Genomic DNA, 26,783 nt, shown 5'->3' on the forward strand with positions numbered 1-26,783 from the left:
TCTAATCTAACTTATTTTATATAGTGAACATGGTCAATAATATCTTTGTAAACTTCCTCTTTTCTCTCGTTATAAATAACTTTGTTTTGCTCAAAAATATTATTACCCTGGCTATCAATGGATACAATTAGGGGACCGAATTCCTCTACATCACATACCCATAGAGTCTCTGGCATTCCCAAGTCTTTCCACTGTGCATCTACTATTTTATTAACTCTTGTAGCTGCCCAAACTGCATTGCCTGCAGGTATTACTACATGAATGGCTTTATTTTTTTTGCAACCACGAGCAGTTCCTTCGCCCATGCCACCCTTGCCAATTATGACTCTTACTCCAGTTTTGTCGATAAACTCTTCTTCGAATTTTTCCATTCTCATTGAAGTAGTTGGTCCAACAGAAATCATTTCATAGTTTCCATCTTTTTCTGAAATAATAGGTCCTGCGTGTAGTATTGCCTTGTCTTTAACATCTACAGGAAGTTCTAGTCCCTCTTCTATTACTCTTCTGTGAGCAACATCACGACAAGTTACCATTCTTCCTGAAAGATAAATTATATCTCCAACCTTTAAATCCTTTATATCTTCAGCTGATATAGGTGTTGTTAAAATTTTTTTACTCATAATTCTATCCCCTCATGACTTAGTATTTCATAATTCATTTCTTCATCAAGTACAATTAAGCCCCTTCTGTGAGACCAACATCCAACATTAAGTGCAACAGAAAGCACGCTTGGATGCCTTGCAGTGTTTACAATATTAACACCCATTACAGAATTTTCTCCTCCAAAACCTTGAGGTCCAATTCCAATTTTATTTATGCCATCTTCAAGTCTCTTTTCTAGGTCTCTAGCTCTCTCATCTTCGCTGTGGTCTCCAACCTTTTTCATGAGAGCAAGTTTTGAATTCATGGCTGCAGTTTCAATAGATGTTCCTATTCCAACTCCAACTAAAAGTGGTGGACAAGCATTAAGTCCATAGGAAGTCATTCTGTCTAGGATGAATTTTACAACAGCTTCGTAGCCTTCGCCTGGCATAAGGGTTACACCTGCACCAGGAAGTGAGCAACCGCCACCTGCCATGTAAGTGTAAATCTTGGCTGATGAGCCAGGGACAATTTTTGTAAATACTGTTGGAGTTCCCTTGCCAATATTTTTTCCTGTATTATATTCTTCAAAAGTTTCAACGCTATTGTGTCTAAGAGGAGTTTCCATAGTCGCCTTATAAGTAGCCTCTCTTAAAAGTTCTTCTAAGTTAGCTTTAAAGGGGAAGTCTTCTCCCACTTCACAGAAAAATTGTAGGACTCCTGTGTCTTGACAGGAAGGTCTCTTCATTTCCCATGCAAGCTCTTGATTCTTTTTCATAGTTTCATAAATTGTCTTTGCCATAGGATTTGTCTCTTTTTCTGAAAGTTCCTTTAATTTGTCCTCAACATCCTTGGGAAGCTTCATACTAACTACACCAACAAAGGCTGCCATCTCGTCAATAAATTTTTTTTCTAAATTTTCTCTCTTCATTTTTTACTCCTTTTTAGTTTGGAAAGAAGGGGAAGAATATTGGTAAAAGTATTAAAGCTATTGCTCCACAAATTAGCATAAGTGGCAAGCCCGCCTTAACATAATCGTTAAACTTATATCCCCCAATGTTATAAACCATAGTGTTTGCTGGCATACCAATAGGCGTTGCATATGCCATTGACCCACCAATTACTGTCGCCATTAAAACTGCTCTTGGGTCTGCTCCAATTGCCTGTGAAATAGAAAGTGAAATAGGAACCATGAGAGCTGTTGTAGCTGTATTTGACATAAAATTCGTAAGTGTTGCACAAATTATAAAGATTATAATCATAAGTGCTGTTGGCGATGGATTGTCTCCAAGCTTTGAAACAATTGTACTTGCTATTAAATCTCCTGTGCCCGTTTCCTTTAAGGCAGTTGCAAGTGCAAGGGAGCCAACAAAAAGTAAAATAGTATTCATGTCAATGGACTTAATTGCATCTTTACTGGAAATTACTCCCATGACAACAAGTGCCAAGGCTCCAATCCAAGCAGAGATGAAAAGTTTTACTCCAATTTTCTTTTCAAATACCATTGCCAATACTGCCAAAATTAAAACTATAAGTGATGCCCATTGTTTCCACTGAGGCACATCCTCATAGGACTTCTCTTGGGAATAAATAGAATCAGCATCTTCATTGGCTACATTGTCTGGCAAGAGCTTGTATCCAATTGTGACAAAAAATATTATGCCAACAATCAAAACTGGAATACCAATCTTTGCATACTCGAAAAATCCAAACTCAAGTCCAATGGTTTCAAGTCCTGATTGGGCAATCATGTTGCCTGGCGCACCAATCAAACTCAAATTTCCACCCATGGCTGCTGCAAAAACAAGTGGTAACAAAATTTTTGACTTAGGAAATTTTGTAGACTGAGAAATACCTATTAAAACAGGAATCAATACTGCGGCTGTACCAGTATTTGATAAGATTCCAGACATAAGCCCCGTAATAATCATTACCGCCGCTATAAGTTGTCTCTCTGTCTTGGCAAATTTTGTAACAAGACCACCAACGCGCTGTGCCATTCCCGTTTCAAAAAAGGCAGCACCAATAATAAACATTGCCATGAATAAGAGCACATTGGAATCAGTGAAGCCTGCAAAGGCATCCTTTGGCTCCAAAACTTTAGTCACCACCAGGCCTACTGCTACAATCATAGCTGTAACCCATAGTGGGATTTTTTCCCATGCAAACATAATTATTGCAAAAAGTAAAAATCCAATTGTTATTGTTTGTGTATTCATAACATCCCCCTCATGTACTTTATGATTTCATTATATGGAAGGCTTTTTACTTAATCTATCTCATTATTAAGTAAAAATTTTGTTGTGAAAACAAAAATTTTTATTTTCAAAAGTATTTTTATCTGAATTCAAAAATTTTAATCTTAAAATTTTACAGGTTAATTTTTCTCTCTCCTCTTAAAATAGAGCTTTCAAAATTTTTTGCCTTTTTTGTCTTAGCTTTTAATCTTAAAATATATCTAGTCAAAATTTTAATATATGAAAACATTTAAGTTTAAATATTTTAAAACTTTAGCTTGCCCTTTCAAAAACTCAAAAAAAACTTCGGACTAGCCGAAGTTAAATTAAATAATTTTATTCATGTTTTTCTCTAAATCTTCAATAATTTTTTTATAAATTTCCCTCTCAATGTCCTTGTAGTCTAGGTCCCTTTCCTTTTTTTTATTCTCTTCGTTTTCATAGACCCAATCCTTCTTTGCCCTCAGCCAATTTAGATTGTCATCACTTAAAAAAACTTTTTTAAACTGTGCATCAATTTCAAGAGTCTCCTTGTCCAAGCTTTGTCGATATTCAGAAGGAGATCTGCCAAAATTTTCCCTAAAGGCTGCATTAAAACTTCTCACATTGGGAAATCCGTGATCAAGGGCTATCTCTGCTATTTTTTTCTCGCTCTGCTTTAAATCCTTAGTGGCACCAGAAAGTCTCTTCCTCAGCAAATATTCTGTAAAAGAAATTCCCAGGGTCTTTGAAAAAATTTCAGATGTATAGTTTGGATGATAACCAGCAACTTCAGCTACATCCTCTAAGCTTATCTTGTCCCTATAATTTTCATCAAGATAGGCAATAATGTTTCTTACCACTTCATTTCTATATGAAGTTTTCTTGTCATCACTGTCTTTTTCCTCTTTTAAGGCAAAATTTTCAATAGAATTTAAAAGTATTTTGTCTGTAGCGATAGACCTCTTGATTTTATTTTCCAGGGACTCCTCCTTAAAGGACTCGACAATTTCCACAAGACTTTTTCTGAGTTCCAAGGCATACTTATTGTTTCTTGTACTTCCATCACTTGCCCCCGTCCAATGGTATCTATCTCTATTATTATCAAACCCATCTAAAATTTTTGGATTGAAGTGAAATACCAAGGCTATAGTTTCCTTATCTTTTGCAAGAGTTGCGTGACCCTCATTGCTGTCAAAGAAGGCTATATCTCCCTTGGAGAGCTTATAAATTTTTCCATTGACACAAGCCTCCAGCTTGCCATTAATGACAACTAAGCACTCCACATCTTCGTGCCAATTGTAGTTAAAGGCGCCAACATAATAGGCGTAACATTTAATTGGGAATTTTTTATTATTAATTTTTCTATAGTATGTAAAGTTTAATTCCTTCATCTTATCAACCTCACCCTAATTGTATCATATAGCTTAATTTATTTAGAATTATAAAATAAAAAACCTGCAAAATTACTTGCAGGCTTAAAACTAATCTTCCATTAAATATTTTACTGTAACTGCTGCCATTGATTTGGCGCAGATGACCATGGCATCTTCTCTTATGTCAAACTTTGGATGGTGGTGAGGGTAGGGCGCATCATCCTTCTTTGCTCCCACATAGAAAAAGCAGGATGGTCTTTTTTTGGCGTAGAAGGAAAAGTCTTCTGATGGTGGCTGTGGACCTCCGTCACTTATTTCTTTTACTTCAGGAATCTTTGCCTCCTTAATTGCATCTACAACAAGATCTGTCATGGCTGGGTCGTTGTATAAAACGGGATAGTCCTTGGCGTAATTTATCTCAACTTCCATGCCAAAAGTTTCCCCAATGCCCTTGGCAATTCTCTTAACTTCTCTCTCGATAACGTCGCTGGTTTCATCAGACATTGCTCTGACATCTCCTGTCACTGTGACAGAATCCTTTATAATGTTAAAGGTTCCCTCGCCGGCAAAGGACCCAATTGTCACAACTCCATTTTCAAAGGGAGAAAGTCTGCGGGACACAATACTTTGAACTGCTGTTACAAAGTGTGATGCTGCAACTATGGCATCATTGGATAGGTGTGGCATGGACCCATGACCGCCAAGGCCCTGGAATTTTACCCTAAACTTTGCCCTGCCCGTTTGAGTGTTGCCCTTGTGGTACTGAACTGTTCCAAGGGGCATAGATGACATTACATGGATTCCAAAGACATTGTCCACGCCCTCTAGGACTCCTGCTTCAATCATTTGCCTTGCTCCTCCTGGAGGTGCTTCTTCTGCGTGTTGGTGGATGATTACAATTTTTCCACGCAAGTTATCCTTTTTCTCATTTAAAATATCTGCCAAGACCATTAAGTAAGCTGTGTGGGCATCGTGGCCACAGGCGTGCATAACTCCATCATGCCTTGAGGCAAAGGGAAGTCCCGTCTCTTCATGAATGGGAAGGGCGTCGAAGTCTGCCCTAAGTGCTATAGTCTTGCCCGGCTTTTTTGTGTCGATGACAACCCTAAGACCCTTGCCGCCCATATTTTCTGTCATTTCCACATCCTTGCCCTTATAAAAGTCTGCTACATATGCTGCAGTCTCAACTTCTTCAAAGGAAAGCTCAGCATTTTCGTGAAGGTGACGGCGGTATTTTACCATCTCATCTTGTCTCTTATCAATTTCCTCAAAAATTTCCTCAAGTAACATATTCTCCCCCTCTATAAAATTTTTCTCATAAAAAAATTATACTCCTAAAAATTTGCATTATAAAGGGACTACAAATGTAGCCCCAAATTTTTTTATTATTTTAGAAACTTAGTCTTTCTTAAAAAATTCTACGCCTGCTGTGAAGATGTCTTCTATTTCTATGCCTGGTATGTTTTTAAAAGTATCTTCTAAGACTCTTTCGCTGTGACCCATCTTGCCAAGGATCTTGCCGTCCTTTGACATCAAGGCTTCTACATTTAACATTGAGCCATTAGGTGCATCTTCGTAGCAAATTGCCACTTGTTCATTTTCTAGAATTTCATCAAGCTTTTCTTTACTTGCTATAAATCTTCCTTCGCCGTGAGAAATTGGCACCTTGTAAGTTTTTCCTACTTCAAGTTTAGCAAGCCATGGTGAATTATTTGACACCACCTTAGTGTCTACAACTCTTGCTATGTGTCTGTTGCAAGTGTTATATGTTAAAGTTGGGTCCTCTTTTTCTAGGTCTTTAATCTCACCGTAAGGTAGAAGTCCTGTCTTAATTAGAGCTTGGAAGCCGTTACAAATTCCAAGTATTAGTCCGTCATTTTCGCCTAAAAGTTTTTCTATTGCCGCCTTAACTTTTTCAGACCTTATTACATTGGCTATAAATTTACCAGAACCGCCTGGTTCGTCACCAAGTGAAAATCCGCCAGGTATTGCCAAAATTTGTGCCTTAGAAATTTTTTCTGCCAATTCTTCTATAGATTCTTTAACTTTTTCATTGTCCTTGTTTTTAAATACTATAACTTCTGCACTTGCTCCAGCTCTTTCAAAGGCTCTTGCTGTGTCGTATTCTGAGTTTGTGCCAGGGAAAGCTGGTATTATTACCTTAACCTCATCTACTGGCTTCTTGGACTTCATCCTTCTCTTAGGAGCTTCTTTTTGTTTAACTTCAGTTAATTTATTTGAGTCCACTGGCTTAAAGATTTTATCCATTGTCTTAAGGTAAGCATTAGATAATTTTTCTACATCTAATTTTTTGCCATTTACATACATTTCGTAGTCATCTCTAAAGTCGCCAATTTTTTCTATAAAGTCTCTGTCTTCCTTATATTCAACTACAAAAGAGCCGTAAAGAGGTGAGTATAAATCTTCTACTTGAAGATCAAAGCCCACATTGTCTATTGCCATTTCAAAAATTTGTGGAAGTGTGCCCTTGTGATTTATGGTTGCAGCAGAAATTATGTTGCCCTTCTTTATTTCATTTTGTAAGTTTATAAAGTTTTCCTTAGTTTCTTCAAGATTAAGTGTGCCAATGTGGTCTCTATCTGTCCTTATTAGACCAATTTTTCCTATGCCCTTAAATTCTGGACTGATAATATTTTTTGCCTCAACAGTATTTACTGCAAAGGAAATAAGTGTTGGTGGCACGCTTATGTCTTCAAAGGTTCCACTCATGGAGTCCTTGCCCCCAATAGGTGGTGCATCAAAATATCTTGATGCAGTTAGGGCTCCAAGTAGTGACTTAAGTGGTTTTGACCAAGACTTTTTGTTGTCCATTTTTTCGTAAAATTCTTGGAAGGAAAGTCTTATGCCAGCAAGAGGTGCTCCTGCTGCAACAAGTTTTGCAATAGATTCAATTACTGCGTAATAGCCGCCAAGGTATTGTGACTCTTCAGATAATTTTGGGTTGAAGCCATAGGACATGACTGATGCAGTCTTGGACTCCCCATCATCTGTTGGAATAAGAGCTGCCATAACTTGGGCTGGAGTGTTTTGCTTTTTGCCGCCAAGAGGTTGCAATACAGTTGCTGCTCCCACTGAAGAGTCAAAGCGTTCTATCATATTTTTCTTGGAAGTAATATTTAAGTCAGATAAATATTTTTCTAAGTCTTCTGCCCCATCTTTATTAACTAAAAATTCTGGGAAGTCTTCAGAAACAACTTCAACTTCTTCTCTTCTCTTTGCTCCAGTTTGGTTTACAAAGTCGTAGCTCATGTCGCAGATAATCTCATCTTCGTAGTACATCTTAAGTCTATTGTCGCCAGTTACTCTTGCAACTACTGTGCTTTCCAAGTTTTCCTTGTCTGCCAAGTCCATAAATGTGTCCACATCTTCTTTGGCAACGACAACTGCCATTCTCTCTTGTGATTCAGAAATTGCAATTTCTCTTGGCTTTAAGCCCATGTATTTTAGGGGAACCTTGTCAAGTTTAACTTCAATTGAGTCGGCAAGTTCTCCTATGGCAACGGAAACTCCGCCTGCACCAAAGTCGTTACACTTTTTAATTAACTTTGCTGCCTTAGGATTTCTAAATAATCTTTGAATTTTTCTTTCTTCAGGTGCATTTCCCTTTTGCACTTGGGCAGATTCAGTTTGAATAGAAGAAACCTTGTGAGATTTTGATGAGCCAGTTGCTCCACCAATGCCATCTCTGCCAGTTCTGCCGCCAAGAAGAATTATGATGTCGCCTTCTGTAGGTTCAATTCTCTTAACATTTTCAAGAGGACAAGCTGCTATAACTGCGCCTGTTTCCATTCTCTTTGCCACATAGCCTGGGTGGTATAATTCGTCAACAAGACCAGTTGCAACGCCAACTTGGTTGCCGTAAGATGAGTAGCCTATTGCCGCTTCAGTTACAATTTTCTTTTGTGGAAGTTTACCCTTTAAAGTTTTTTCAATTGGAGTGAAAGGGTCGCCTGCGCCAGTAACTCTCATGGCTTGATATACATAAGATCTTCCAGAAAGTGGGTCTCTTATGGCACCGCCAAGGCAAGTTGAGGCACCGCCAACAGGTTCAATTTCTGTTGGGTGGTTGTGAGTTTCATTTTTAAACATAAGTAGGTAGTCGCGGTCTTCAACCTTACCATCAACTTCTACCTTAGCCTTAATCTTTACAGAGCAGGCATTTATTTCTGATGAAACTTCTAAGTCGTCAAGCTTGCCATTTTTTCTAAGTTCCTTGGCAAGAATTGTGCCAAGGCTCATTAGGGTAATTGGCTTTTTGATGTCAAGCTTTCTTCTCATGTCAAGATAAGCATCAAAGGCTCTCTTTATTTCCTTGTCAAGTTCAGTAACCACATCAAAGTCAATGTCAAGCTCTGTGTTAAAAGTTGTATGTCTGCAGTGGTCTGACCAATAAGTGTCAATTATGGCAACTTCCGTTTCATTTGGGTCGCGATTTTCAGACTTGAAATAATCTTGCAAAACCTTTAAGTCTTCTGGACTCATGGCAAGAGATTTTTCATCCACGAATTTCTTTAAGCCTTCCTCATCTAAGTCATTAAAGCCTTCATAGACAAGATTTTCGTGGTTTTTCTTCGCATCTTCTCTCAAAATAGTTTCTGCATAAACATCAACTTCTTGTGAGTCAACAGGATTTATCAAAAAGTTTTTAATTTTTTCAAGTTCACCATCATTTACGCCGCCAATGTCGTAAACTTCTGTCACCTTTGCCCTAACTTTTTCATCAGTGAAAAGAGCAATGGTTTGAACAAGTCCATCTTCTCTGTTGTCAAATTGTCCAGCTTGGTATTGGATGCCTATTGGATTTTCAAAGGATTCTTCCAAATTTTTGTAGTCTTCATAATAAACATCTTCCACTGGCGCTTCGTAAAAGACAGATGCCATGGTCTTATCAAGAGTTTCATCTGATACATCTATATCATATCTTCTGTAAGTTTTTAAGAAAGTGGCATCAATGCCAAGAGAAGTTTTTATTTCTTCTCTAAGGGATTTTGACTCATGATCGAATTCATCTTTCTTTGCAATATAAATTCTCTTTACATTATTTTTCATCTTCAACTAACTCCTTTGGCTCCACTGCATAATCGCCATTAAAGCAGGCTTTGCAGAAAACATCTTCTTTCATCAAAGTAGCATCTAACATCCCTTCCATGGATATAAAGGCAAGGGAATCTGCGCCGATTCTCTCTCTCATTTCTTCAACAGAATAATTTGCGGCAATAAGTTTCTTTCTTGATGGCGTGTCAATGCCATAGAAACAAGGATATTTTACTGGAGGAGAAACTATTCTCATGTGGACTTCCTTGGCTCCAGCCTTTTTCATTCTCATGATGAGATTTTTAGAAGTTGTACCCCTAACTATGGAGTCGTCTACCAAGACTATTCTCTTGTCACGCAAAACTGTTTCTAGTGGATTTAATTTTAATTTAACAGAAAGTTCTCTCTCTTCTGGTGTTGGCTTTATAAAAGTTCTGCCCATGTACCTATTTTTTACAAGGCCTTCGGCAAAGGGGATGCCTGATTCTTGTGCATAACCCATAGCTCCAGGTGTGCCTGAGTCTGGAACTGCAAGGACAAGGTCGGCTTCAACTGGAGCTTCTTTGGATAAAATTTCTCCACATCTTCTTCTGAAGTTGTAGGAGTTTACGCCGTCAAGGGTTGCATCAGTTCTTGCAAAATATACATATTCAAAGATGCAGTGCTTTTTATCTTCCTTTTCAAAAAAGTCTGAGTGGATTCCCTTTTTATCTACAACAATAATTTCTGAAGGCTCAACATCTCTTATGGCGTCAGTGCCAATTATTTCAAGAGGAGCATTTTCAGATGCAATTATTACTTCGCCATTTTTTGCTCTGCCAATTAAAAGTGGTCTAAAGCCGTAGGGATCTCTAAAGGCAACTAACTTGTCTTCGAAAAGCATTACTACACTGTAGGCACCTTTTATTCTCGCCATAGTTTTTTTCACAGCTTCAACAATGTCGCCCTTATAGTATTTTGCAACGAGAGACAAAATAACTTCTGTGTCAATGGCAGTTTGGAAAAGCATACCTTCGTCTTCAAGTTCTCTTCTTATTGACTTGTGATTAACTAGGTTACCATTGTGGGCAAGGGCAAACTCCCTATTCTTTGAGAAGGCAAGTAGGGGTTGTGAATTGTATTCATAGGAGCCACCTGCAGTTGCATAGCGGACATGACCTATGCCAATATTTCCCTGTAATTTAATAAAACTTTCGTCGTCAAAATTATCGTAGACAAGACCCATGCCCTTGTCTAGGACCATATTTTTTCCGTCAAAGACGCAAATACCGCTGGCTTCTTGTCCCCTGTGTTGAAGAGAATTAAGTCCGTAAAATAATTTTTTGCTCACATCACTTTTTGAGTAAATGCCAATAACTCCACACATTAGCCTAACACCTCTTCCTTAAAATTAGAATTTCCTAAAAAATTAAAATAAAAATCTTCCATTCTTCCTCCAATTAAAAAAGCTCATCAAAAGATGAGCGTAAAAAACTTTTAGGTGAAAAATTAGTCGCAAAAATTGCGTCAAGAAGTCCTTGAGGTCTATCCATAAAACTATTTGTAAACGCAGGGCAAAAAAGCATACAACTAATCCTCCAAATAATAATAAAATAATTATATCATAAATTTATTAAATTGTACTAAGGCTAATCCTATTTATTATTTAAATTTCAATTATTATCCTTAGCTGCATTTATGTCCACTATAAAAATAGAAAGCATGGTATAAAGTAGCCAGGACTTGTTGGGGTAGGAGAGATAAATTGGCTCCCAAGTTGGAGCAAATTTTTCCTTATAGGCTCTCAGTCCTTCAAAGGAATAAAATTTGTAGCCAAACTTGTAAATCAAGTAGGCAAGTTTTTCTTCCACAAAACTATTTGTGTTGATGCCAACATTAGATAGGGGCGCCATGCCCAGGTCAAAATAAACTTTTCCTTGGTCTTTAAAATATAAGAAGAGTTGCAAAAATAGAAAATCCATAATTCCACTTGGCGCATTTTCTCTCTCAAACCTCATTAGGTCAATTGTCACCCAAGTTTTATTGGGGTTGGGCATAATATTTGCAAAGGCGAAAATTTTTCCATCAGCATCCTTTGCCACAGCCATCTGACATAAGTTTAAATAGTCCCTATTAAAGTAGCCAAGAGAAAATCCCTTCTCCCTCTTGCCAGCTAACCAGTCATCAGAAATTTCTTTAAGCCTATTCATAAACTCATGGTCAAAGGGCGGCTTTATAACTTCAAAAGTGTAGCCTAATTTATCAAACTTTGATAGGACATTTCTCTGTGACTTGTGCTCTCTTCCCTCTAAGTTAAATTTCCCTAAATCTAGGGCTGCCGTCTCCCCAAATTTTATAAAGGAAAAGCCAAAATCGTGAAGCTTAATAGTTTCCCCTTGTCCAACTTCATAAAAAATTGGCTTGTAACCGTAGAGGTCTGCTTCTTTTACAAATTTTTCTAGGAGCTTGTCAAAGTCCTCGGTCCTTCCAAAGGGCTCTCCCATGACAATGACTCTGTCCTTATAGGTTGAAATAGAAAGACCACAAGTTATGACTCCATCTTCTTCGTAATAATAAAGATCCTTGTCGCCAACTATGGCAAGGGGCGCTTCTGGAGAGCAGTCGTAGTCACTTAAAAGCTTCCTAATCTTTTCCAGATCCATTTTTTCTCCAAGCTTAACTTTTTTCCCCTTTAAGAAAAACAAAAGTAGTCGCATTGAAATAAATAAAAGTATAAAAATAATAGAAAATCGCAAAAAACTTTTCTCAAAGGGAATTAAAAAGAAGTCCCTGTAGTGAATTGGCTTTAGCCTATAATTTATTGCCATAAAATAAATGGTAATTACAGAAATCACAAGAAAGTAAAGGCTGTCCATGGTAATTGCCTCAAAGGAATATACAAGTTGTTTTCTGTAGGGCATCTTTCGCGTGGAAACTGCCAGAAGGATGACTAAAATTAAAAATACCATTTCAATTATTCCAAAGCCGCTTAAAAAAGAATAGATAAGGGCTAGGGAAAGAAAAATTATGGTAAGTCTTGGTGTCTTCTCCACCTTTTCTCTATTGGCTCTGCCTAAAATTATAAAAGAAACTCCAAAAATTAAACTTGGAAATTGGTAAATCAAGTTTGCATATAGGGGACTAAACTGACTTAGCCAATAATGTTCATTCATCTCTTCTGGAATAGTTGCAGATAAAATCATAAAACTTCCCGTCAAATACAAAAAGAAGGAGAGAAGGTCTAGCCCCAAGGACCTCATAATTCTCGAGGGAATCTTGTCATTTTTCTCGTCAAAGATGGTGCCCAAGTCCCTTACAAAAAATACAAGTCCAAGGATAAAGGGAAGGATGTAATAAAAAATTCTGTAGAGAAGTAGCCAGCTTAGGACTCTTTCACTTTCAATGCCTATAGAAGAAAAGGCAGTTAGTATTACAAGGTCAAAGGACCCTAGTCCGCCAGGTATAAAGGAAGAAATCCCAATGATGTTTGCAATAACAAAAGCAGAAATAATTATAAAAATATTGAGCCTTATGCCAAGTAAAAATCCAAGGAAGGAGAAGAAAAGTCCTGCACAGGTCCACTCACAAATTGACACAAGAGAAACTTCTGTGGCATATTTTTTTGAAAGGGAAAGCTCTCCATCATTTCTAATTTTTGAAAGGAAAAATAAAACAGGATAGTAGAGAATTGCTCCCAGTAACCAAATTTTATAGTTGATTAAAATTTTGCTCTCATAAAAAATTAGAAACACTAGAGATGTAAGTGCCAAAAAGGACAGACCTGCAAAGTCAAAGAAGAGGGACTTCACCAAAAATTTTAAAAAGTGCTTGTCTTCCTTGCCCTCGCCAAAATATCTCATCCTAAGTCCAATATTTATGAGGCCGCCAAAGCCTATTAAATTGTTAAAAGAATTTACAGTTATAGATCTTTTTACAATGTAATTTTTGTCCCTGTCTAATTTTAAGAAATTGCTCAAGAGCAAATCGTAGAAGATCATGGGCGAAAAGGCAAGAAGCCCTAAGACTGCCATGGCGAAAATATTTATTAAAGAAATTTCATTAAAAATATTTGAAACTTCTTCCAGGGAAATTTCCTTTCTTAGTTTTGTAAATTCAAGAATTACCAAAAGAATTACTCCAAAGAGAAAAATTGGCTTAATTCCCCTGGCAAATTTTTTTAATTTTTCCACTAATTAACCTCTTTCTTTAAAAAATCAAGGACCACTTGGTTGTATTCATGGGGCTTAGTCCTTGCCACCTTGTGTCCATGATTTTTTATAATATATAATTTAGATTTTTTTATTTTTTTAGCAATATTGTGAAAGTTTTCCAGATAAATTAAGTCTCTCTCGCCAGCAATAATTAAAACTGGAAAATCAAACTTTTCGTAGTCGGAATCCACAATTTTTATTTTATCAAAATTTAATTTATAAACAGAAAAATAATTTCTAAGACCTGTAAAAATTTTGGATAATATTTTTAGGTTGTAGTAAAAAATGTAGGTGGCGATTCTTGGAATAAGTTTTACCTGTGAAAAATCCTTGTTGGGAGAATTTAAAATAAGCCTCTTAACTCTCTTGGGATAATTTTTTGCAAAAGTTAGGGCTAGATTTGCCCCGTCAGAAAAACCCAAAATATTTATGGTCTCTATCTTTAATGCTTCCAAGACCTCATAGACATCAAGGGACAAGTCCTCCAAATTTAAAGAATAATTTTTGTCGCTTTTGCCATGACCTCTTGTGTCCATGGCTATGACCAAAAAATCCTTCTTAAAGACAACAATTTGCTTTTCAAAAAAGGAATAGTCGTCACCATTTCCATGTAGCAGTAAAAGTGGCTCTCCACTTCCAAGAATTTTTACAAAAATTTTTGCACCGTCGCGCATTTCAATAAATTTATCCAAATCCCTCACCAAGCATATTCTACCACCTTTAAAAGATGATGGCTTAACTTTTAACTTGCCAAGGCAAAAAAAATTTTCAAAGAAAAAAGAGGCTGTTGCAAAAGTCCCATAATAGAAAAAGACGAGGAAACATAAAAATCCTCGCCTTTTTTTGATACAATGTATTTTTGAAAACCGTTACAAATACATATAACAAGAGGGTAAAGAATTCATAATATGTAATGACAGATACAGAAAAAGAAAGATTGGATACATAACAATAACAAAAATCTACAGATCTTTCAACTGGAACAAAGAAGGACAAAAAACCAAAGTAATCTACATATCAGAAACATTTCAAAAATATAGAGAAGAATCCCTAAAAAACATAATATCCGACCAAGGAATAGAAGAAAGAATAAATAGATCAATTCAAGCCGAAGGAGCATTTTCCAAAATAAAGTTAGGCTTAAACTACAACATATTCTACCACAGAGGAAAAGAAAACATAATAAGTGAAATATGCCTCTTATCAATAGGGCTAAACTTAAATACTTGATAAAAAAATGATGTTGCAGAGTAGAATCATCTATTCTGCAACATCACCTTCTCATTCTTATTTTCAAACCATTTCATATATTCCATCCGCTACCGTATTTAAAAACTCATAATCATGCGAAACAACAATTACAACTTTATTAGATTTTTTTGCCAAATCTTTTATAGCTTCTGATACAATTATCATATTTTTGAAATCTAAGCCACTTGTAGGCTCATCAAAGATTATGATTTCTTTATATGAAAGTAGAGCTAAGGCAATTGTTAACCTTTGTTTTTGTCCTCCTGAAAGCGACATTGGATGCTTATCTCTATATTTATCTAATCCAAGCCTATTTAGAACTACATCTACCTGATTTAATCTATCCTCAGATAAATTTAATTCACATTCTTCTTTTACGCTTCGAGTAAATAATTGTGAATTAATGTCTTGTGTTACAAGGTATGTGTTTTTTAATCTATCTTTATTATTTAAAAGTTTATTGTCTAAAAAAATACTTCCTGTATTTTTCTTCATAAGTCCTGAAATACATTTTAACAGACTTGTTTTTCCTATACCATTTTTCCCAACTATACCTAATACTTCACCTCTATTCAAAGAAATATTAATATCTTTAAATATAAAATTTCCATTTATTATATACGATAAGTCTTCACATAAATACTCATCATTTTTATTAAATTCTTTTTCAAGAACTTCCAACTTCGGAGTAGATAAAGTTCTAATTTTGAGTTTATTTTCTTTTTTTGAGTTAAATAATTTTATCTCTTCTTGTGTAAAACAATCCTTAATTATGCCTTCGTCTATATAATATGCTTTATCAATAATGTCTTTTAAGTAATATAATCGATGTTCTGCAACTATAATTGTCTTCCCTTCTTTTTTAAATATTTCAATATTGTTTTTTATCGTTTCAATTGTATCCATATCAAGATTTGAAGATGGCTCATCCAATACGACAATATCTGTGTTTAATGCAAAAATAGATGCAAAAGCTAAAATTTGTTTTTCCCCACTCGACAATGAGATGACATTTTTCCCTAATAATCTATCTATATTTAAATTATTAATAGTTTTTTTTAAGCTTTTTTTTATTAACTCTGGATCAGCTCCCATATTTTCAAGACCAAATACAATTTCTCCCTCGACATCAGAATTAAAAAATTGAGATTTTGGATTTTGAAATATCGAACCAACTTTTTCTGAAATTTTATATTGTGATATATTTCTAGTAGATTCTCCCTCTATTAAAACTTCTCCAACAAAGTCAGTTTCTTCTTCAAAATGTGGTATAATTCCATTTATTAATTTAGTCAATGACGTTTTGCCTGAACCACTTAGTCCCATAAGTAGTATACATTCGCCTTTTACAACATTTAAGTTGATATCTTTTAATATTTTATATCCCGTTTTAGAGGTACAAGATACATCATTTATATTAACATAACCCATTCTAACTCACCTAAAATATAACCATAATTAAAACAACAGATAAAATCACTAATACATCATAAACAGTAAATTTAAAATCAATTATCGTTGTTTTTCTACCTGGATTCTCGACTCCTCGTGTTACAGCTGCCTTAGATAACTCTTCAGACATATCAATTGCAGAATTTATTATAGGTACAACAAATATATCCATGTTTTTAATCATACTAATCCCCCTAATCTTCATTGATTCTCTAACACAATGTATATCTTGTCTTAATGTGGGAAAATATCTATAAGTTATCATAAATGCTAAAATAAAATTTTCTGAAAATTTAAATTTTCTAAAAACTCCTGCAATTCCTCTTACAGTCACCGTTTTGTATAACAATGTTCCTGCCATTATGCAAGGAAAAATCTTCCTTGCATAAGAAACAGGTACAATAAATGTCGTTACAATCCACTTGGGTGAATGGGGGAAAACAAAATAATTTATTATTAAAAAAGTAATAAAAGTTAAATATACTTTTAATCCTGATTTAAAATTTCCGCAAACTGTCAAAATAATCAACAAATAGCTCATTAAAATTAATTCACTTGCCACAGATCTACTTTTAAAGAAAAATATATTTACCAATAAAAGCAATATTATTGGGGTTCTAGGATCTAATTTTAATCGCTTGAACATTTTAATTTCTTGCCTCAAAATTTTTATACAAAAATGATTTTAAAATTCCACAAGATAATAATCCAAAAACAAATGGTGTTACAATTAACACAATTAACATTTGTGTATTAATAAAACTTTTTAATGTATTAACATAATCTACTGGCATTCCATTTTCAAGTATTTTTGATATGAATTCATCTTTTAAAATCCATACTTGTGCTGGAGAACCTATCATACCTAGTGAAAAAAAAGCATATGAAAGTGAATTCCCTTTATAACTATCATACTTTGATAGGTACCTTATAACTTCTGCCAAAATACTGGCAATTGCTAATGATGCAATTATTATTAAACTAAATTGACCAGTTAAATAGTATATTATAGCAACAATAGCTCCCATTATTATGACTGCTCCTGTTTTTTTAACTTTTTGAACCATAATCATATATGGTATAGCTCCAACCAAGGCTATAAATCCAGGCATAAGTATCCACATTAATGGATGAAGACCGCCTAAAAGCATAAACCCAAAATTAATTGCAAAATATATTGCAGTAAATATACCTATTGTAATAACATCTTTTCCTTTTAATTTTTTATTATCCATTTTAATCCCCTCAATAAATAAATTCTTCTGCCATTTTTGTCTTTTCTCTTTATTTTATTTTTAATTTTTTACATTCATATTTGAAAGAGCCTTGGCTTGCATTGCTAAACCTACCATTATCATAGTAAAATCTACAACTGGTTCTGCCCACCAAACAGCCCCTGCTCCAAATATTCTTGGCAATATAAGTAAGGCTGGGACAAGTAGTATTAACTGCCTTAGCATTACAATAATTCCAGCTTTTTTCCCATCCCCAATCGCTTGAAAAAAAGTTATTGTCATAATCATAATTCCATAAAGAATAAATACTGAATAGAATATTCTGAAATTATTAACTCCGCTTGAAATTATATCCTGACTTACTTTAAATAAACCAAGTAACTGTTTTGAAAATACTTGTGCTGGTAACCAAAAAATTGCTGCAAGTACTGTTCCTCCTATAGAAAATATCTTCATAGTTTCCTTTACTCTATTGTATTGTTTTGCTCCAAAGTTTGTGCCAATAATCGGCTGTAACCCCTGACTCATTCCCCAAATTGGTATAAATGAAAACCCATAAAATCTCAAAGTTGCTGACATTAATATTGCATTTGGATCTCCACCATATTTAAAAGCTTGTTTATAAAGTAATGTTTGTTGAACCATGAAAAATACTTGCATGATCATAGCTGATACTCCTACTCCAAACATTTCCTTTGATATATCTTTTTCTTTTTTTATTTTCCCTATTTTTACATTTTCACTTTTATTCTTAAAATAATAAAGAGTAATGACAGCTTGAATTATTTGTGCTGTTACAGTGGCTATAGCTGCTCCCTCAATGGCATAATCGCCCATTAATTTCATTAGTATTGGATCAAGAGCTATATTGATAAAGGCACCAAGTCCCATAATAGTCATTGCTCTTTTCATAAGACCTTCACCACGCATTACCATATTAGCTGACTGGGTAAAGTTTACAAATATTGAACCTATAAATATTACTCTTAAATATCTTATTCCTAATGCCTTTATTTCTCCTGTTGCTCCAACTAAATCTAAAAAATATGGTCCTAGAAGTATTCCTCCTATTGTTATAATCGTTGAAAAAAAGATAACCCAATAGATAAGATTTCCCATAAGTTTGTCTATAGTATCATTATCACCTTTTCCCATGGCTCTTGATAAAATGGATGCCGAACCTATCCCTATAAGCGTTGCAATCCCATTATTAAAAAATGTAAGTGGCATAGCTATTGAGCAAGCCGCCATAGCATTCTCACCAATTATTTGTCCAGCAAATATTCCATCCATAAGTGGATATAGGCCTATAACTACCATCCCAATTACTGCTGGTATAGATAATTGAAACATTAAAGACAATGGCTTCTTGGTTAACAACTGTTCTTTCATGTTTTGTTCCATTTTTAATCCCCTCAATAAATAAATTCTTCTGCCATTTTTGTTTTTTCTATTAAATTCTTGTAAACTTTTGATTTTTGTAAAAGCTCTTCATGCTTGCCTTGGCTTTCAACTTTTCCGTTTTCAAGAACTACTATCTTATCTGCATTTTCTATGGATTTCATTCTGTGTGAAATGATGACAACTGTTTTATCTTTAATTAAATTATTTAATGACTCTTGAATTTTTTTCTCATTGTCAACATCAAGGCTTGCTGCTATCTCATCTAAGATCAATATCGGTGCATCTTTTAAGAAGGCTCTGGCTATTGATAATCTCTGTCTTTCTCCCCCTGATAGCTCAGCACCGTTCTCACCAATAAGAGTATCGAAACCCTTATCCATTTTTTCTATAAAATCTGTGCAATTTGCAAGTTTTGCTGCTCTTTTAACTTCTTCGTCACTTGCATCTTGCTTACCAATTCTAATATTTTCCATAACGCTTTGATTAAAGAGAACTACATCTTGGAAAACTATAGAGACCTTATCAAAAAGGGATTCTGTTGATATTTCTTTTATATCTTTGCCATCGATTAAGATTTTTCCCTTGTCATAATCATAAAGTCTTGATATAAGTTTCAAGATAGTTGTTTTACCACAGCCGCTTGCTCCTACCAAAGCAGTGACCTCTCCCTGCTTAGCCTTAAAGCTTAGGCCATTTAAAACTTTTGCGTCTTTATTGTAGGCAAACTCAACATCTTTTAGATCAATATCAAATTTTTTCAAATTATAATCTTCGCCTTCTTGTAATTCTTGATTTTGAATTTCCTTTAATCTTTCAATCTTTGGTGTTAAATAAAATATCTCCATCATGCCCTCTTTAGATGCATCTAGAGCGTCTTTTATCTTCATAGCCGCTAGTAAATATCCTATAAGGTAGAGGGCGCTTATCTCTTTATTAATAATTAGATTTACACCGACAAATATTACGACAGCAAGGGAAATAAAGCTAAATATTGAAGATATGGACATTATTAAGATGTTTGAAATTTCTGCTTTTAAGTGCACTTTTTCACTTTTATCCATTTTTTCATATAGCTTATCTTTCATTTCCTCTGATAAGCCATAGGCTTTAATCTCCATTTGCATCTCGATATTTTCTTGAAAGCTTTCTGAGTTTTCTCTTAAGACCTTGTAATATTCTTTCTCTCCCTTAACTGAATGTTTTTTAGATAGTGGTATAAATATAAAGCTTAGAACCGTTGGTATAATTACAGCTAAACCCATCTTCACATTGCCCACTAGCATCATGATGGATATTAGTGGGAAAAAGAGTACCATGCCGCCCACCTTTGGTATCGAGTGGCTCATTGCATGCTCTATTCCTTCAATGTCAGCCATGATTGTTTGCGCTAGGTCAGAAATATCATGTTTAGAAAAGTAAGATAGAGGTAATTTTGATAAATTTTCTGCTGTTCTTATTCTTAAGTCTGCACTTTCTTGATATGTTGTGCTATATAATTTATCGTATTCGATAGAAAGCAAAATATACATTGCTAGCAAGGTCAAAACTGAGAATACTATATAAAATCCCTTGCTTTTACCAATATTTTCCAAAACTTCCTGAGCAAAAATCATTAGTAATATGGCAGGAAGCATGTTTATACAATAAACGAAAAATGAGGATAATGTTGCTTTAGTTAGATTTCTTGCTCCTTTATCTGTAAGAGCAAATCTTTTTTTATAAAACTCCTTCATTTGAAACCCTCCATTCATTCGCACTGTTAAACATCTCTTGCAATCTCTTATATCTTGTGTCTTTTGACATTAGCTCTTGATCTGATCCTCTTTCTATAATTTTTCCGCCATCCATCACAATAATTTCATCAAGGTCTTTAATTGTAGATAGCCTGTGTGCAATCATGATAACTGTTTTATCCTTCATAAGATTTTTGAAAGCTTTTTGAAGTTCATACTCGTTATCTGGGTCAATAGATGCTGATGCCTCGTCCATAATAATAATTTTGGAATCCTTTAAAATTGCTCTAGCAATTGCAATTCTTTGTTTTTCTCCACCAGATAAATAAACTCCTTTTGAGCCTATGATTGTATTTTCTCTTTCTGGGAATTTTTCTAATATTAAATCGCATCCTGCTAATTTTAAGGCTCTCATAACATCATCTTTCGTCGCATCTTTATTAGCTAAGGCTACATTTTCATAAATGCTCTTCTTGAATAATTTTGAATCTTGAAAGACAAAGGAGATGGCTTTAATTAAGGCTTCGTCAGAATATTCACTTATTGCTATCCCGCCTATCTTTATGCTTCCTTCATTAACATTGTAAAAACCTGATATAAGTTTTGCCACTGTTGATTTGCCTGATCCAGATGAACCGACTAGTGCATAGGACTTTCCTTCTTCTAATTTAAAGGATAAATTTTCAATGACGGCCTTATCGTTATAAGCAAAGCTTACATTGTCAAACTCAATATTATAGTTCTTAAAATTATTGACATTGCCATGGACCAATTTATCTTTTTGCATATCTTCATAAAGTGCCTCTAAAGTATCTACTGCATAATTGCCTTGAGAAATATACATAGAGTACCACATCATTCTCATGAATGAAACAAAGAGAACTCCCGATAAGAATAAAATCATAATAAGCTCAAGTAAAATCACCTTGGCGCTGCCTAAACTAGTCATAAAATAAACTATAGGAATAATTAAAATTGCAATCAAACCAAAAAATAACCATTGATACAAAACATAGGGCTTTTTACAAGATAGTGAATAATTATAAGCATACTTTGAATAATCTTTAATCGCCTTGTAAAAGCTTTTAAATGACTCAACATTTACTCTAAATATCTTTACTACCTGCATCCCTCTAACGTATTCAACAGTTTCAGCGCTTAGTTTAGCTAGAGCTTCTTGATATATCTGCATAAATTTTTGCTCGCCCATCATCGCCCCTAAAATTAAGCCGCCGATTATAGTAAGAGCAAGCAAAGTGATACCAACCCTTATACTAACTATAAAGCCAAGTGCAAGTACAAGCACGGGTGTAACTATTGCCTGAGAGCTATCAGGAATCATGTGCGCTACAACCTGATGAGTTTGTGCGGCATTGTCATCTATGATCTTTCTTATTTGACCAGATGGATTTAGGTCAAAGAACCTAAAACTTGCTTTCTCTAAGCCGTCTATACCTCTTTTTCTTAAATTTGTTTCAAGCCTAAATCCTAGTATGTGTGAAAATGTTGCTGAAACAATATATAATATAGCTCCACTTGTTAATGCAACGACCGATTTTAATGCTATGCTCTCTGCACCAGATAAATTTGAATTAATTATTAAATTATCCAGAAATTTGTAGACTAAATAAAATCCATATACCGTAAGTGCAGCAGATATAGCAGAAAAGACTATAGCTAAAACACCGAGATATTTTTTATCCTCTACATAAGCAAATAGTTTTTTGTAAATCTTCATAATCATATCTCCTTTCTTTGATATCCCTTTTAGATATAAATTTACTTATTTGATAATAAGTATCATTGCTTTCATATTATATATCGGTTATAATTGCTAATACACTAGTTTTGAATTAATAAGGCTAATTGGAATATTGTCTAAAAGGGATAGGTGTATTATGTCATATTATGATTTTGTAAAAGAATATATGAAAGTGGACGAATGTAAAAACAATAAGAAGTATTCAAGTGCAGGGCACACTTTTTGTTGGAGTAAAGATGATTCAACTTATGCAGAAGGGCTTTATTGGTTCTATGAAGGAGATGGATTTATTATTGATGTCCATGATTTTTATATCAGAGAAGAAGTAATTCAAAATAGCACTTATAGCATGGCAGATTATGTTTCAATTTATTCAAGCTACATTGTCAGCGCAAACGGAGAAAAATTTAATCCCTATCAAACACTTACAGCAAACTCATTATGTACTTTTGACTTTGACAACATAAGAGATGATTTTGTTTTTTTATTACACGAGAATTGTTGTTATCTTGCTGTTTCCATTGGTTTTAAAAAAGAGTTAATAGAAAAACATTTAGCATCTATTAACATTAATCCAGAATCATTTTATTCAGCTTTACTTCAACCGAATCAAATAATTCTTACAAAATCCTTAGAAAAAGTTGCAATGGAAATATTAAATTGTAAGATGGACCCTCCTGCCGCTGATTTTTTCTTTAAAGCCAAAGCAAATGAATGGGTAAGCATTGTTATAGATACCTACTTAAATAGAAATAAATATAAAATTGAGTCCGATGATAATAAAGCACTTGAAGATGTAGCAAGATTTTTAGATGATCATTTCGCCATGAATGTAAATCAAGGAACCCTTGAAAAAATATCTAAAATGAGCGGAACAAAATTAAAAAATTTGTTCAAAGAAAAATATGGTCAAAGCATTACAGAATACACCCAAAGAAAAAGAATGAATGTAGCTGAAACTCTTCTCTTAAATACCGAACTTCCAGTAAAGGAAATAGCGGAATCTGTTGGATACTCATCAGCAAGCAAATTTTCCATTTATTACAAAAGGTACAAGGGAAAACTTCCTAGTGAAGTTCGTAATTTAGCTTGCAAGGATCACAATTTAAAATGCGATTATTGTGATTAAAGTATTTTTTTATTTATAGGTCCTTATCTTATATGATTTTATAGATATTGGTATAGGTATATATAAATTTAATAAAAAATTGGCAAAAAAATAAAGGGGCTGTTGCAAAAGTCCCATAATAAAAAATATAATAAGTGAAATATGTCTCTTATCAATAGGGCTAAACTTAAATACTTGATTAAAAAAAATGTTGCAGAGTAGAATCATCTATTCTGCAACATCAGCTTAAAATTATTTTTGAATTTTTCCACCAAAATTATTTTTCGTCAAAATTATTTTTCAAATAATTTATTCTTCAACAGAAATTTTTGATGCACCCTCAATTTTTACATTTGAGTTGTAATATTTTGTAAGTGCCTTAATCATGTAGGCTGGATCCATGGCTCCTGCTGTTTCATAATTTGAGTGCATAGCAAGTTGTGGAAGTCCAATGTCAACTGCGTGAAGGGAAACTTGAGTGTTTGATAAGTTTCCAAGAGTTGAGCCACCTTGCATGTTGCTTCTGTTGGCAAAGTGTTGCACTGGAACTTCTGCCAAGGCACAAATCGTTTTTGAAGACTGCTTGTGAAAAGGCATCTGATGTGTACTTTTGGTTGGCAGCTTCTTTTATTACAATACCTTTGTTCATGAAAGTTCTGTTTTCATCGTCAGTTAATTCCTTGTGGTTTGGATGAACTGCGTGAGCATTGTCTGCACTAACTAGGAAGGATTTTGCCACTGCCTTGTGGTATTCTTCTTCGTCAAATCCAAGACCTGCATTTAGTCTTTTTAATGTGTCGTGAAGAAGTGTAGACATGGCACCTTGCTTTGTGTTTGAGCCAACTTCTTCGTTGTCGAAGCAAGCATATACATTTACTGCCTTGTCGTTAGATCCTGCTATAAAAGCCTTTAGTGATGTGAAGGCACATTCTAGGTCGTCAAGCTTTGGTGATGATACAAATTCATCCTTGTAGCCCCAAACTTTTCCTTCTTGTCTATTTACTAGGAATAAATCTTTGGAAATAATTTGTTCTGCACTTACTCCAAGTTCTTCTGCTATCATCTTGTCGTAGTCGCCCTTTTTCATGGCGCCTGCTGTAAATAGTGGAAGTAAATCTACTTGTCTATTGTATTCATAGCCCTTGTTTACTTCTCTATTCATGTGGATGGCAACATTAGGGATGATTAAAAGGTCCCTATCAATGTGAAGTAGCTTTGAAACTATGGCGCCATCTTCTTCCACTAAAACTCTTCCTGCAAGGCTAAGTGGCTTGTCAAACCAAACTGAATCAATTGGTCCACCATATACTTCAACATTTAGCTTTACATAGCCTCCTGGACCTTCAAGCTCTGGCATGCTCTTAACCTTATATGTTGGAGAGTCAGAGTGTGAAGCAACAAGTTGGTAGTGATAGTCTGAAAGATCTTTACCAACCTTAAAGGCAATTACAGATGAATCATTTCTTGTAGTGTAATAGTTCTTGCCCTTTTCAATATTCCAGCTTTCGCCTTCCTTTAATTCAATAAAATTTTCTGCGTCAAGATAGGATTTCACAGTGTCAATTGTGTGGAACATACTTGCGCTTTTTTTAATAAATTCTAACAATTCCTTTGAAGTTTCTAAATAATTCATAACTTCCTCCTTTTTGGAATTTAGCTTAATTTTTTATCTTCCTTTGCTCTAAGCATTGGCATTATTACTCCAAGTGCAACAAGTACAAGTGGTGTAATTACATTAAGTGCCATTTGCATTGGGTCGTCTGAAATCATACCCAAGATACAGCAAGCCAGTGTAACTATGAAGCACCAGAAGCCAAAGAATAAAGCAACTCCTTGGTTACGAGTAAAGTAGAATTCTCTTTCTACATCGGCTCTGTTCTTTCTCAAGAAAATATATGCCAAGAATACCCATAGGTAACGAAGTGGCATTGTAATTGAGTTAAGTTTTGTTAATTGTCTTAAAACAGTTGCAGCACCTGGCACTAGGATTTGTGCAAGGATAATTGAACCTGCAAGGACAATTATAAGTTTAATACCGTTGATGTAAGCTCCATATTTATTTTTCTTAAGAAGCTTTCTAGGTATATATTTATTTGTTCTGTCGTCATCAAGTAACATTCTAAGTGGTGCGTCAATACTTACAACAAGTGTAGAGAATTGACCGATCATGTTACAAAGAGCGTAGATGATCATAATAGTATTGCCAAGGCCATAATATTCTCCAACCTTTTGGAAAGCCCAATAAGCACCGTTAGCCGCATAAGAGTCAAAAGTTGCTTGATCTGCATTGATAATAGCAGGGTCAAACATCATACCCATGGCAATAGTACCAAAGATAGCTGAAATAATTACCATGACAGCAGCAAAGATCATTGCCTTAGGGAATTCCTTTGAAGAATTTCCTTCCATGTGGTTTACATAAGGACTCATCTTTTCAATACCACCAACTGCAAAGACAAGAATTGATAAACTTGTGAAATACTTCATATCAAAAGTTGGAATTAAATTGTCAAGAGACCAATCCATAGCTTGGTAACCACCGTTAGGGTTGATCTTTGGAGCAGCTAGCATCATTAAGATGTAAAGGATACCCATGATAAACATACTTGAACCTGCAATAGTTGCAAGGTTTTTAAGTGGGTTAAGACCTCTACTTGCTACCCAACAGAAAATTAAAAATACTGCTAAAGTAGCAAGTTGTACATAAACTGTTGGAAGTGAGTCATAAACTTCTGCGTTTTGGAAGAACATCCAGGACATTGCCTTTAGTCCACCAGAACCCTTTGAAGCGATGTAGGTAATGTGACATGCCCAATAAGTCCAACCAGCATAATAAGCTAACTTATCGCTTGAAGTTGCCCTAATCCATGAAGTAACTCCACCACCTTCGTCCTTAAAGGATGAACCAAGTTCCCCTACCATAAGTGCGTTAGGAATGAAATAAAGTGCGAACATTAGGATCCATGAAAATATTACTTGGATTCCGTTAAAGAATACGAAACCGTTAACAACATTTCCAAAGCCCCATAAAGTGGAAAATGCCATAAATGCCAGCATGGACCACTTAATTTTCTTTTGTGAATCTTGCATATTTTGTCTCCTCTCATAATATAATTGCATGATTAAATTAATTATAACCTTAAAAAAAACTGTAGTCTAGTATAATTCATAATCTTAGAAAACATTTTTACATTAGGCTAAAAATTTTATAGTAGTTTAAATCAGTTAGCCTATAAAGTTTCGAATCTTGCAAAATACATAACTATATCCTTTTACAGTGCTGAGTAAATTTTTTGATTTTAAAATATTTTTAATAATTTATATTTTAAAAAAACAATTTTATTGCCTTGGTCCTTCTATGCCTCTTGCCTAGCTTTTTATCTTAACTATACATTTTTTCTATGAAGAAAAATTTTTGC

The 26,783-nt window shown here is 34.6% G+C and carries 18 protein-coding genes and 1 pseudogene; 2 read left to right on the plus strand and 17 right to left on the minus strand.

All coding sequences use genetic code 11. The features are described 5' to 3' along the window. Positions 1 to 11: 11 nt before the first annotated feature. From ttdB to HGPG_RS08450, 9 genes are all read right to left on the minus strand, one after another. Positions 12 to 620, minus strand: a complete 609-nt coding sequence (gene ttdB / locus HGPG_RS08410) for a L(+)-tartrate dehydratase subunit beta (RefSeq protein WP_019125639.1) — start codon at positions 618 to 620, stop codon at positions 12 to 14. Further along, complete coding sequence (gene ttdA, locus HGPG_RS08415; RefSeq protein ID WP_019125640.1) at positions 617 to 1,513, minus strand: L(+)-tartrate dehydratase subunit alpha; 897 nt, start codon at positions 1,511 to 1,513, stop codon at positions 617 to 619. Before ttdA ends, ttdB begins: the two co-directional genes overlap by 4 nt. Positions 1,514 to 1,526: 13 nt before the next feature. Continuing rightward, positions 1,527 to 2,801 carry an SLC13 family permease gene (locus tag HGPG_RS08420; protein WP_019125641.1) on the minus strand — a complete coding sequence of 425 codons (1,275 nt, stop codon included), beginning with the start codon at positions 2,799 to 2,801 and terminating at the stop codon, positions 1,527 to 1,529. Positions 2,802 to 3,145: 344 nt separating this feature from the next. Then, positions 3,146 to 4,192 carry an AraC family transcriptional regulator gene (locus HGPG_RS08425; protein WP_019125642.1) on the minus strand — a complete coding sequence of 349 codons (1,047 nt, stop codon included), beginning with the start codon at positions 4,190 to 4,192 and terminating at the stop codon, positions 3,146 to 3,148. A gap of 90 nt (positions 4,193 to 4,282) precedes the next feature. After that, on the minus strand, positions 4,283 to 5,464 hold the full coding sequence (locus HGPG_RS08430; RefSeq protein WP_019125643.1) for an amidohydrolase: 1,182 nt from the start codon (positions 5,462 to 5,464) through the stop codon (positions 4,283 to 4,285). 108 nt (positions 5,465 to 5,572) lie between these two features. Next, positions 5,573 to 9,244 (minus strand): phosphoribosylformylglycinamidine synthase, encoded by a 3,672-nt coding sequence (locus HGPG_RS08435; RefSeq protein ID WP_019125644.1) that lies wholly within the window; start codon positions 9,242 to 9,244, stop codon positions 5,573 to 5,575. Next, positions 9,234 to 10,595 carry an amidophosphoribosyltransferase gene (gene purF / locus HGPG_RS08440; protein ID WP_019125645.1) on the minus strand — a complete coding sequence of 454 codons (1,362 nt, stop codon included), beginning with the start codon at positions 10,593 to 10,595 and terminating at the stop codon, positions 9,234 to 9,236. Before purF ends, HGPG_RS08435 begins: the two co-directional genes overlap by 11 nt. Before the next feature lie 286 nt (positions 10,596 to 10,881). Continuing rightward, positions 10,882 to 13,398 (minus strand): bifunctional lysylphosphatidylglycerol flippase/synthetase MprF, encoded by a 2,517-nt coding sequence (gene mprF, locus HGPG_RS08445; RefSeq protein ID WP_019125647.1) that lies wholly within the window; start codon positions 13,396 to 13,398, stop codon positions 10,882 to 10,884. After that, a complete protein-coding gene (locus tag HGPG_RS08450) occupies positions 13,398 to 14,111 on the minus strand; it encodes an alpha/beta fold hydrolase (RefSeq protein WP_036732021.1) in 714 nt (237 codons plus the stop codon). Before HGPG_RS08450 ends, mprF begins: the two co-directional genes overlap by 1 nt. 268 nt (positions 14,112 to 14,379) lie before the next feature. Here HGPG_RS08450 and HGPG_RS10150 point away from each other — a divergent pair, with 268 nt between their 5' ends. Beyond that, positions 14,380 to 14,649, plus strand: a complete 270-nt coding sequence (locus tag HGPG_RS10150; RefSeq protein ID WP_261794325.1) for a transposase — start codon at positions 14,380 to 14,382, stop codon at positions 14,647 to 14,649. Between the two features lie 63 nt (positions 14,650 to 14,712). On the opposite strand, the gene HGPG_RS08455 is transcribed toward HGPG_RS10150, so the two are convergent. From HGPG_RS08455 to HGPG_RS08480, 6 genes are read right to left on the minus strand one after another with little or no spacing between them, the layout of a single operon-like run. After that, positions 14,713 to 16,101, minus strand: coding sequence for an ABC transporter ATP-binding protein (locus tag HGPG_RS08455; RefSeq protein WP_019125649.1), 1,389 nt, complete (start codon positions 16,099 to 16,101; stop codon positions 14,713 to 14,715). Positions 16,102 to 16,111: 10 nt separating this feature from the next. Continuing rightward, entirely contained in the window at positions 16,112 to 16,768 is a 657-nt protein-coding gene (locus tag HGPG_RS08460; protein ID WP_019125650.1) for an energy-coupling factor transporter transmembrane component T, read from the minus strand. 1 nt (position 16,769) lies between these two features. After that, entirely contained in the window at positions 16,770 to 17,357 is a 588-nt protein-coding gene (locus tag HGPG_RS08465) for an MptD family putative ECF transporter S component (protein WP_019125651.1), read from the minus strand. A gap of 60 nt (positions 17,358 to 17,417) precedes the next feature. Further along, positions 17,418 to 18,761 carry an MATE family efflux transporter gene (locus HGPG_RS08470; RefSeq protein ID WP_019125652.1) on the minus strand — a complete coding sequence of 448 codons (1,344 nt, stop codon included), beginning with the start codon at positions 18,759 to 18,761 and terminating at the stop codon, positions 17,418 to 17,420. A gap of 11 nt (positions 18,762 to 18,772) precedes the next feature. Continuing rightward, the gene (locus HGPG_RS08475; RefSeq protein WP_019125653.1) at positions 18,773 to 20,494 is read right to left on the minus strand and encodes an ABC transporter ATP-binding protein; all 1,722 of its coding nucleotides are present in this window, start codon (positions 20,492 to 20,494) and stop codon (positions 18,773 to 18,775) included. After that, positions 20,478 to 22,232, minus strand: a complete 1,755-nt coding sequence (locus HGPG_RS08480) for an ABC transporter ATP-binding protein (RefSeq protein WP_019125654.1) — start codon at positions 22,230 to 22,232, stop codon at positions 20,478 to 20,480. Before HGPG_RS08480 ends, HGPG_RS08475 begins: the two co-directional genes overlap by 17 nt. Positions 22,233 to 22,392: 160 nt before the next feature. On the opposite strand from HGPG_RS08480, the gene HGPG_RS08485 reads away from it, so the two are divergent. Further along, positions 22,393 to 23,385 carry a helix-turn-helix domain-containing protein gene (locus HGPG_RS08485; protein WP_019125655.1) on the plus strand — a complete coding sequence of 331 codons (993 nt, stop codon included), beginning with the start codon at positions 22,393 to 22,395 and terminating at the stop codon, positions 23,383 to 23,385. 288 nt (positions 23,386 to 23,673) lie between these two features. Here HGPG_RS08485 and HGPG_RS08490 read toward each other — a convergent pair. Both HGPG_RS08490 and HGPG_RS08495 read right to left on the minus strand, forming a co-directional pair. Next, a pseudogene (locus HGPG_RS08490) lies at positions 23,674 to 24,997 on the minus strand (M18 family aminopeptidase). Positions 24,998 to 25,017: 20 nt separating this feature from the next. Then, the gene (locus HGPG_RS08495) at positions 25,018 to 26,454 is read right to left on the minus strand and encodes an APC family permease (protein WP_019125656.1); all 1,437 of its coding nucleotides are present in this window, start codon (positions 26,452 to 26,454) and stop codon (positions 25,018 to 25,020) included. Positions 26,455 to 26,783 lie beyond the last annotated feature (329 nt).

This window comes from Peptoniphilus grossensis ph5, from assembly GCF_000311825.1.
Lineage (GTDB): Bacteria > Bacillota > Clostridia > Tissierellales > Peptoniphilaceae > Peptoniphilus_A > Peptoniphilus_A hominis.